The following is a 9,198-nucleotide window of genomic DNA, read 5'->3' on the forward strand; positions in this document are numbered from 1 at the left end:
ATGGGCAAAGAAGTGCCGCCGGGCGGTCGCGCGGCCTACTCGCCGGGCCCGCCGAGCGGCTTCACCCAGCGCCGCCACTGCTCCTCGGGCGCGTACCCGGCGGCGCGCCACGCGTGGTGCGCGGTCTCGTTGCGCCGCAGCACCATCGCGTCCCCGCGGCGCCCGCCGAGCCGTACGAACCGCTCCTCCGCGGCGGCGAGCAGCGCCGAGGCGATGCCCTGCCGGCGGTGGCCGGGGTGCACCGCCAGCCGGTACAGATGGCAGCGCCAGCCGTCGAAGCCCGCGATCACCGTGCCGACCAGCTCACCGCCCCGCTCGGCCAGGACGAGCGCCTCCGGGTCGCGCGCGACCAGGCGTTCGACGCCGTCGGTGTCGTCGCTGATGCTGGTGCCCTCGGCGGCCGTCCTCCAGAAGGCCAGCACGGTGTCCACGTCCTGGGGGCCGGCGGCCCGTATCCGCAGATCGATCATGCGGTGATCCCATCACGCGCGGGCCGGCGGGGCGCGGAATTCCGGCATCCGGACGGTCAGGCGCCGCGCAGGGCCTCGATGACGGGCGCGAAGACCTCCATGCAGGGCTCCAGGACGGTCAGATAGCTGAAGCCGTAGCGCTCGCGCAGCTCCAGGAGCTGCGCGGTGATCTGCTCCCGGGTGCCGACCAGGACGATGGGCAGGTCCAGCACCTGCTCCAGGGTCAGGTGCGGCACCAGCTCCAGGAACGGCCGGACGGCGGCCTCCCGGTCCTCGGTGACGACCACGATCTGGAGCAGCAGGTTCAGCTCCGCCGGCTCCGCGCGGCCCGCGGCCAGCCGCCGGTAGCGCGCCACCCGCTCGTCGAGCTCCTCGGCCGTGATCGGGGCCAGCTGCCCCGACGCGCTGCCCGGCACGGACCGGGCGCCGGTGAACGCCGCGATGTCGGCGTGCTCGGCGGTCAGGCGGAGCATCCGGTCGCCGTTGCCGCCGATCAGCAGCGGCACCCGGGGCCGCTGCGCCGGCCGCGGCAGGTGCTCCTCGGAGGCCAGCAGCCGGTCCAGCTCCTCGACCGTGTGCCGCAGCCGGTCCACCCGCTCGCGCGGCGAGCCGAAGGGCAGCCCGGCCGTCTCGTGCTCCGCCGGCACGTAACCGGTGCCGAGCCCGAGCTCCAGGCGCCCGCCGGTCAGGGCGTCCGTGGTCGCCACCTCGCGGGCGAGCAGCGCGGGGTTCCAGAACCCCGCGTTGAGCACGAACGTGCCCAGGCGCGGCCGCTCGGTCGCCTCGGCCGCCGCGACCAGCGCCGGGAACGGCGCGACCATGCCGAGATGGTCGGGGACCAGGATCACGTCGTAGCCCAGTTCCTCGGCGCGGCGGCACTTGGCGCGCCACTCGCGGGCCGGGGCGGGGACGGTCAGGTTGACACCGAAGCGGAACGGGCGCGGCATGAACTCTCCTCCACGGCAGGGGACTCGAGACCGGGAAGGGAGTCAATCACTCGTGCGCGACGGCCGCCAGCACATTCATGCGGGACGCACGCGACGCGGGCAGCAGCGCCGCCACCACGCCCACCACCACCGAGCCGGCGACCACCGCGACGACCGTGCCCCAGGGGACGGCGAACGCGGTCATGCCCTGCAGCGCCAGCACCTGCTGGGCGCACACGCCCCACAGCAGGCCCAGCGCGAGCCCCAGGACAGCCCCGAACACCGCGATCACCACCGACTCCAGCCGGATCATCCGCCGCAGCTGGCGCCGGGCGAGGCCGATCGCCCGCAGCAGCCCGATCTCCCGGGTGCGCTCCACCACCGACAGGGCGAGCGTGTTGACCACGCCGAGCACCGCGATGACGATCGCCAGCCCGAGCAGGGCGTACACGAGGCGGAGCAGCACGGCGATCTGGTCGTGCACCAGCTCCTTGTAGTCGGCCAGGTCGCGCACCTGCACCTGCGGGTACGGGGCGAGCGCCCGCTCCAGACCGGCCCGCAGCTCGTTGTCGCTCGTGCCGGGGGCGGCGTTGACGTACAGCGCGGACTCCTGGCCGCCCGGCGCGTACCGCTCCAGCGTGCCGAGGCCGAAGTAGATCCCGCCCCGCGGGCCGAACCCCTCGGCGGTCTCCCGGCCGGTGAGCGCGCCCACCGTCAGCCGCGCGGCGCGTCCGCCCTGGAACTCCACGGGGACGGCGTCGCCGAGGCGGACGCCGTGCTCGCGGGCGAAGTCCGCCTCCATCGCCATCCCGCCGGGCGCGAGCGCGGCGGCCGTGTCGCCCCGCGCGTACGTGATGCTGGCGACCTCGTCGAGCCGCGGGTCGTAGCCCGCCGCGGTCGTCTCCACCCGGTCGCCGTCCGGCAGCCGCACCGCGACCGGCGCGAACCGGCCCCGTACGACGAGCCCGGCGCCCGGCGTGTCGCGCACCCGCTCGGTGACCTCCCGCGGGAACGGCACGAAGGTGCCGTTCTGCACGACGAAGTCGGCGCCCAGCGTCCTGTCGATCTGCTCGTCGAAGGACTCGGTCAGCGAGGCGCCCGCCACCGACATCCCGCCGACCAGGGCGATCCCGACCATGAGGGCGGCGGCGGTGGCGCCGGTGCGGCGCGGATTGCGCAGGGCGTTGCGCCGGCTCATCCGGCCGACGGCCCCGAACAGCGCCGGGAAGGCCGCGCCGAGCACCCGGATCACCGGGCGGACCAGCAGCGGGCCCGCGACCACGGTCGCGATCAGCGTCAGCACGACGCCGAGGCCCAGCAGGGACACCGCCGGCGCGGTCCGGGGCGCGGCGGCGCACCCCGCGAGCACGGCGACGCCCGCCGCCCCGACGGCGGCGCCGGCCGCCCCCCGCACCCGCAGCGGCCGCCCCGTCCCGGCGGCCTCGGTGTCGCTGAGGGCGGCCATCGGGGAGACGGCCGCCGCGCGGCGGGCCGGCGGATACGCGGCGACGAGGGTCACACCGATGCCGACGGCGTACGCGGCGACCGGCGCGGTCCAGCCGACGACCATCTCGGCGGAGCCGATGCTCATGCCGAGCGCGTTCACCAGCCCGATCAGTCCGGCCGCCAGCCCGACGCCGGTGCCCAGGCCCAGCGTGGCGCCGGCCACGCCGAGCAGCAGCGCCTCGGCGAGGACCGAGCGGCGGATCTGGCGCCGGTCGGCGCCCAGCGCGCGCAGCAGCCCCAGCTCGCGGGTGCGCTGCGCGATCAGCATCGAGAAGGTGTTGACGATCAGGAAGACGCCGGCGAGGACGGCGACCCCGGCGAAGCCGAGCATCACGTACTTGACGACGTCGAGGACCCCGCCCAGCTGCTCCACGTCCGACTCGGCCTGCTCGGCGGCGGTCCGGTACTCGTACCGGTCCGCGCCCAGGGCCCGGGCGACGCGCCGTTCGAGTTCGGCGTCGCTCACGCCGTCCGCGGCGTCGACGGAGATGCGGGTGGCCGCCCGCGCGTCGCCCAGCAGCCTGGTCTGCGCGGTCGGGGTGTCGAGGAACAGCAGGGCGGTGCCGGGGCTGGCGGTGGTGAACGTGGCGATGCCGACGACCTTCACCTCGAACGAGCCCGGCGCGGCGACGACGGTGAGGGTGTCGCCGATGCGCACGCCGCTGCGGCCGGCGGTCTGCGCGTCGAGCAGCGCCTGCGCCGGGCCCTCGGGCGCGTGACCCGAGGTGAGCTTCACGGGGCCGCGCGCGGTCGGGTCCCAGTTGGCGCCGGTCGTGGGGGCGCCGGTGGTCGGGCTCACCGGCTCGTTCTCCTCGTCGACGACGGTGATGCGCTCGGCCTCCGCCTCGACGCGGGCGGCGGCGACCCCGTCGACCTCGGCCACGCGGCCGGCGAGCGCGGCGGGCAGGGTGGCCGTCCGGCCGGAGGGCACCGCCTCGTCGAGCCCCTCGCGCGGGCTGACGGTGACGTCGGCCGCGGTCGAGGCGAACAGCCGGTCGAAGGTGCGGTCGAGCGTGTCGGAGAAGATCAGGCTGCCCATGACGAACGCCACGGACAGGACGACGGCCAGCGCGGACAGCAGCAGCCGTCCCTTGTGCGCGAGGAAGCTCCTGAGCGTCGCCCTGAGCACGACGTCACCCCCCGCCCGCGGCCGGGTCCCGGCCCTCGCCGGACGGGCCGCGGATCACGTCGAACCGCTTCATCCGCTCCAGCACCGCCTTTGCCGTCGGCCGCGCCATCTCGTCGACGATCCGCCCGTCCGCCAGGAAGAGCACCAGGTCGGAGTGGGCGGCGGCCCCCGGGTCGTGGGTGACCATGACGACCGTCTGTCCCAGCGCGTCGACGGCCTGCCGCAGGAAGCCGAGCACCTCCAGCCCGGTCCGCGAGTCCAGGTTGCCGGTCGGCTCGTCCGCGAAGATCAGCTCGGGCCGGGAGGTCAGCGCCCGCGCGCACGCCACCCGCTGCTGCTGCCCGCCGGACAGCTGGGACGGCCGGTGTGCGAGCCGGTCCCTCAGGCCCAGCGCGTCGATGACCTGGTCGAGCCACTCCCCGTCGGGCTTCCGGCCCGCGATGTCCATCGGCAGGGTGATGTTCTCCAGCGCGTTCAGCGTCGGGACGAGGTTGAACGACTGGAACATGAAGCCGATCCGGTCCCGGCGCAGCCGGGTCAGCTCGCGCTCCCGCAGCCCCGTGATCTCGGTGTCACCGAGCCACACCCGTCCGGCCGAGACCGTGTCGAGCCCCGCCAGGCAGTGCATCAGGGTGGACTTCCCGGAACCCGACGGTCCCATCACCGCGGTGAACCGGCCGCGCACGATGTCCACGTCCACCGAGTCGAGGGCGAGCACGGCCGTCTCGCCCGAACCGTACGCCTTGGTCAGACCGCGGGCGCGGGCCGCGATCCCGCCGGCCCGCGCGAGGCCCGGCGCGTGCTGCGCAGCAGATGCGGACAAGGGGGCCTCCTTGCTCGGGGAGGGAGGACGTGCTCGGGAGGGGGACTGCCTCGTCCCGGCCGAGCCTAATGTGATCCGGCCCACACCCGGTATCCGTCCCGGGATCCAATGCGGGTGCCCCCGCCCCCGGCGCCGGTGACGGGGAGCGCCTTCCGCCCGGGCCGTCCCTTGCCGCGCTAGCGGTCCGGCGCTAGCGTCGAGGTATGGCGAAGACCCAGCTGAACGTGCGGGTGGACGAGGGCACCGCCCGAGCCGCCCGGGAGCGTGCCTCGGCCCGCGGCATGAGCGTCAACCGCTACATCGAGGAGCTGGTCAGACAGGACACCGGCGAGGCGGGCCACACGTTCGTGGAGGCCGCCGCCGACTTCATGAAGCGGTACGAGCAGGTGTTCGCCGAGGAAGCCGGCGAGACGCGCCGCTGAACCGTTGGACGACCTGCGCATCGACCTCGCCTGGCTGCTGATGCTCGCCGAGCAGCGGACGCCGGGGGACCCCCGGGTCACCGACTGGGGCGCCCTCGTCGCCGCCGTCGCCCGCCACCGGGCCGAGATCCTCGACGTCCCCGTCTACGACAGCCCGCACGCGCGCGCCGCCGCGCTGCTCCAGCTCCTCGTGCACGTCCCCGCGCTGGAGCGCTCCAACGTCCTGTTCGCCTCCGCCGTCGCCTACGCCTACCTCGTCGCCAGCGGCCTGCGGGTCGTCACCTCCCCCGAGCAGGTCCGCGACCTGGCCCGGCTGGTCAAGAGCGGCGAGGCGTCGGTGCACGACATCGCCGAGGAACTGCGCCGCTGGTGCCGGTGACCGGGCACCGGCCGCCGCCGGTGCGGCTCCCGCGCGGCGCCGGGCCCCTCGAGCACGGTGCGGCGCGGGCGCCCGACGGTCAGGGGACCGCCTCGAAAGCGGACCGGGTCCGCCGCGCGGTGCCGCGGCCGGCCGGGGCGGAACCGCCGGAACGCGCCGGACGGCCCGCCCCGGGAGCAGGCGGACCTCGCCGCGGTTCCCCGCTCCCGCCCCGTACCGGCCCGGCCGCGGGTGCGCGCCGGGGACGACGCCTCCGGCGGCCGGGCGGACGCCGTACGTCCGGGCGGGGAAGCGCGGGGCGGCCCGCTCAGGGCGCGTGCCGCATCCGGAACACCTCCGCGTCCCACGTGCCGTCGAGCCGGGGCGCCAGCCAGTGCGGTGCCGCCGCCCGGAACGCGGCGGGGGCCAGCGCCGCCGCCCCGGCGGGCAGGGCGCCGAGCAGGGGCGCCCCGGCCACGTCCGGCAGGTCGGCCAGATTGCAGCGCGCGGCGAGATCGGGGGCGCCGGGCCAGCTGCCGATCACCACGCCCGGCGACTCAAGGCCGCGGGAGCGCAGCTCGCGAGCGGTCAGCTCGGTCGTGTTCAGCGTGCCCAGGCCCGCCGACGCCACGATCAGCACCGGAGCCCCCAGCAGCCCGGCGACGTCGGCGAGCGTCCCGCCCGCCGCGTCGAACCGTACGAGCAGTCCGCCCGCCCCCTCCACCAGCACCAGGTCGTGCTCGGTGGCCAGCTTGGCGGCGGCCTCGGCCACGTCCCGGGGGTGCACCGGCGCGCGACCGGCCCGGCGCGCGGCCGTCGCCGGAGCCAGCGGGTCGGGATAGCGGGCGACCTCGGCCGCCGTCACCGCCCCGGCGAGCCGCGCGACCTCCCGGGCGTCCCCCGGCTCGTCCGGGCCGACACCGGTCTGCGCGGCCTTCAGCACGGCCACCGACCGGCCGGCCGCCAGCGCCGTCGCGGCGACGGCGGCGGTGGCGACGGTCTTGCCGACCTCCGTGCCCGTGCCCGTGATCACCAGGATCGGCATGTCATCCCTCCCGCGCGGCCGCGCACACCGCGCGCGCGATCCGCGCCACGTCCTCGTCGCCCGTGACATAGGGCGGCATGGTGTAGATCAGATCGCGGAACGGCCGCAGCCACACGCCCTCGCGCATCGCCGCCCGGGTGGCCGCCGCCATGTCCACGGGGTGGTCGAGCTGCACCACCCCGATGGCGCCGAGCACCCGCACGTCCGCCACACCGGGCAGCTCACCGGCGGGGGCCAGCCCGTCCCGCAGGCCCGCCTCGATGCGCTTGACCTCCGCCGCCCAGTCCTGGCCGAGCAGCAGCCCGATCGAGGCGCAGGCGACGGCCGCCGCCAGCGGATTGCCCATGAAGGTCGGGCCGTGCGCGAGCACCGGCACCTCGCCCCGGGAGATGCCGTCGGCCACCCGCGCGGTGCACAGCGTCGCCGCCATCGTCAGATAGCCGCCGGTGAGCGCCTTGCCCACGCACATCACGTCCGGTGCCACCGCCGCGTGCTCCGCCGCGAACAGCGCGCCCGTGCGCCCGAAACCGGTCGCGATCTCGTCGAACACCAGCAGCACGTCGTACGTGTCGCACGCCTCCCGCAGCACCCGCAGATAGGCGGGGGAGTGGAACCGCATCCCGCCCGCGCCCTGCACCACCGGCTCGACGATCACCGCGGCCAGTTCCCCGGCGTGCCGCTCGACCAGCTCGCGCAGACGGCCGGCGTACGCCTCCTCGTACCGCGCCGGCGGGGGGTCGGCGAACACCTGGCGGGGCAGGACGCCGCTCCACAGCCGGTGCATCCCGCCCTCGGGGTCGCACACCGACATCGGCTGCCAGGTGTCGCCGTGGTAGCCGCCGCGCCAGGTCAGCAGCCGCCGCTTGGCGGGCCGGCCCAGCGAACGCCAGTACTGCAGGCACATCTTGACGGCGACCTCGACCGCCACCGAGCCGGAGTCGGCGAGGAACACGTGCTCCAGGCCGTCGGGCGACAGGTCGACCAGGAGCTTCGCGAGGCGGACGGCGGGTTCGTGGGTGAGCCCGCCGAACATCACGTGGCTCATCCGCCCCAGCTGCTCGCGGGCGGCCTCGTTCAGCACCGGGTGGTTGTAGCCGTGGATGGCCGACCACCAGGACGACATGCCGTCCACCAGCTCGCCCGAGCCGTCCGCCAGCCGCAGCCGCACCCCGCTCGCCGACTCCACGACGAGCGGTTCCTGCCGGCCGGGCATGGGGCCGTACGGGTGCCAGACATGCCGCCGGTCGAGCTCCAGCAGCTCGGTCACGGACGGCTCAGGCATTGGGCGCGAGGTCCGTCCCGGCGCCCCGGCGGCGCACGGCGACCAGATCCGTACGGGGTTCGCCGGCCCGGGGCGCGGAGCCGCACGGACCGCCGCCCCGCGGGGAGCAGCCGCCCGTCCGGTGCTCCGGCAGTGTCACCTGGTCGGCGCCCTCCACCTCGAACCCGGCGTCCGCGATCATCTCCAGGTCGGCCTTGCCCGCCTGGCCCTCACTGGTGAGGTAGTCGCCGAGGAAGATCGAGTTGGCCAGGTGCAGGGCGAGCGGCTGCATCGTCCGCAGATGGACCTCGCGGCCGCCCGCGATGCGCACCTCCACGTCCGGGCAGACGAACCGGACCATCGCCAGGATGCGCAGGCAGCGCTGCGGGGTGAGGTTCCACTCCTTCGCCAGCGGGGTGCCCTCGAACGGGATCAGGAAGTTCACCGGAACCGAGTCCGGGTCCAGCTCGCGCAGCGCGAAGACCACGTCGACCAGGTCCTCGTCGCTCTCGCCCATGCCCGCGATCAGCCCGGAGCAGGCGGACAGGCCCGCCGCGTGCGCCTTGCGCACGGTGTCCACGCGGTCGGCGTAGGTGTGGGTGGTGGTGATGCCGGCGTACGTCGCCTCGGAGGTGTTGAGGTTGTGGTTGTAGGCGTCGGCGCCCGCCGCGCGCAGCCGCTCGGCCTGGCCGTCGGAGAGCAGCCCGAGGCAGGCGCACACCTCGACGTCCTCGTTCCGCTCCTTGATGGTCCTGATGGTCTGTGAGACCCGGTCCACGTCGCGGTCGGTGGGGCCGCGTCCGCTGGCCACCAGGCAGACCCGCTTGGCGCCCCCGGCCACGCCCGCGGCGGCGGCCTCGGAGGCCTCCTCGGGCCTGAGCCAGGTGTACTTGAGGATGCCGGCCTCGGAACCGAGCCGCTGGGAGCAGTAGGAACAGTCCTCGGGACACAGCCCGGACTTCAGGTTGACGAGATAGTTGAGTTTCACCCGCCGGCCGAACCAGTGCCGGCGTACCTTTCCGGCCGCGGCCACCACGTCGAGCAGGTCGTCGTCGGACGTGGCGAGGACGGCCAGCGCCTCCTCGCGGGTCGGCGTCTCGCGCCGAAGCCCCTTGTCCACCAGCGTGTTCAGCAGGTCCATGGGAGCCGATCCTGTCGTAAGGAGCGGCCCCGGGCCAAGGAGACTTTGCACAACGCTGTCCCTTCGACGTGTGGGCGTTGCCACATTCTGGGCCGCGGGCGCTGCCGCTAGTGTCTG

Annotated in this window: 9 protein-coding genes; 2 read left to right on the top strand and 7 right to left on the bottom strand. The window is 75.3% G+C overall.

Annotation, left to right across the window (positions count from 1 at the left end; all coding sequences use genetic code 11):
• Positions 1–35 precede the first annotated feature (35 nt).
• From ABD363_RS17405 to ABD363_RS17420, 4 genes are read right to left on the bottom strand one after another with little or no spacing between them, the layout of a single operon-like run.
• A complete protein-coding gene (locus tag ABD363_RS17405) occupies positions 36–470 on the bottom strand; it encodes a GNAT family N-acetyltransferase (protein WP_344604458.1) in 435 nt (144 codons plus the stop codon).
• Positions 471–526: 56 nt separating this feature from the next.
• On the bottom strand, positions 527–1,417 hold the full coding sequence (locus ABD363_RS17410) for an LLM class F420-dependent oxidoreductase (protein ID WP_344604460.1): 891 nt from the start codon (positions 1,415–1,417) through the stop codon (positions 527–529).
• A 46-nt stretch (positions 1,418–1,463) separates the two neighbouring features.
• Positions 1,464–4,031, bottom strand: coding sequence for an ABC transporter permease (locus ABD363_RS17415; protein WP_344604462.1), 2,568 nt, complete (start codon positions 4,029–4,031; stop codon positions 1,464–1,466).
• A 4-nt stretch (positions 4,032–4,035) separates the two neighbouring features.
• Entirely contained in the window at positions 4,036–4,854 is an 819-nt protein-coding gene (locus tag ABD363_RS17420) for an ABC transporter ATP-binding protein (protein WP_344604464.1), read from the bottom strand.
• Positions 4,855–5,057: 203 nt separating this feature from the next.
• Here ABD363_RS17420 and ABD363_RS17425 point away from each other — a divergent pair, with 203 nt between their 5' ends.
• Both ABD363_RS17425 and ABD363_RS17430 read left to right on the top strand, forming a co-directional pair.
• Complete coding sequence (locus ABD363_RS17425; RefSeq protein WP_344604466.1) at positions 5,058–5,276, top strand: toxin-antitoxin system HicB family antitoxin; 219 nt, start codon at positions 5,058–5,060, stop codon at positions 5,274–5,276.
• Between the two features lie 4 nt (positions 5,277–5,280).
• Positions 5,281–5,655: a fic family toxin-antitoxin system, toxin component gene (locus ABD363_RS17430; protein ID WP_344604468.1), complete on the top strand. Its 375-nt coding sequence runs from the start codon at positions 5,281–5,283 to the stop codon at positions 5,653–5,655.
• Positions 5,656–5,962: 307 nt separating this feature from the next.
• Here the strand turns inward: ABD363_RS17430 and bioD are convergent, their stop codons facing one another.
• The 3 genes from bioD to bioB are packed head-to-tail and all read right to left on the bottom strand — an operon-like array spanning position 5,963 to position 9,081.
• A complete protein-coding gene (bioD, locus tag ABD363_RS17435; protein ID WP_344604470.1) occupies positions 5,963–6,679 on the bottom strand; it encodes a dethiobiotin synthase in 717 nt (238 codons plus the stop codon).
• A 1-nt stretch (position 6,680) separates the two neighbouring features.
• On the bottom strand, positions 6,681–7,961 hold the full coding sequence (locus tag ABD363_RS17440) for an adenosylmethionine--8-amino-7-oxononanoate transaminase (protein ID WP_344604472.1): 1,281 nt from the start codon (positions 7,959–7,961) through the stop codon (positions 6,681–6,683).
• Complete coding sequence (gene bioB / locus ABD363_RS17445; RefSeq protein WP_344604474.1) at positions 7,954–9,081, bottom strand: biotin synthase BioB; 1,128 nt, start codon at positions 9,079–9,081, stop codon at positions 7,954–7,956. Before bioB ends, ABD363_RS17440 begins: the two co-directional genes overlap by 8 nt.
• Positions 9,082–9,198: the final 117 nt, after the last annotated feature.

Origin of the sequence: Streptomyces glaucus (assembly GCF_039533365.1) — a bacterium.
Lineage (GTDB): Bacteria > Actinomycetota > Actinomycetes > Streptomycetales > Streptomycetaceae > Streptomyces > Streptomyces glaucus.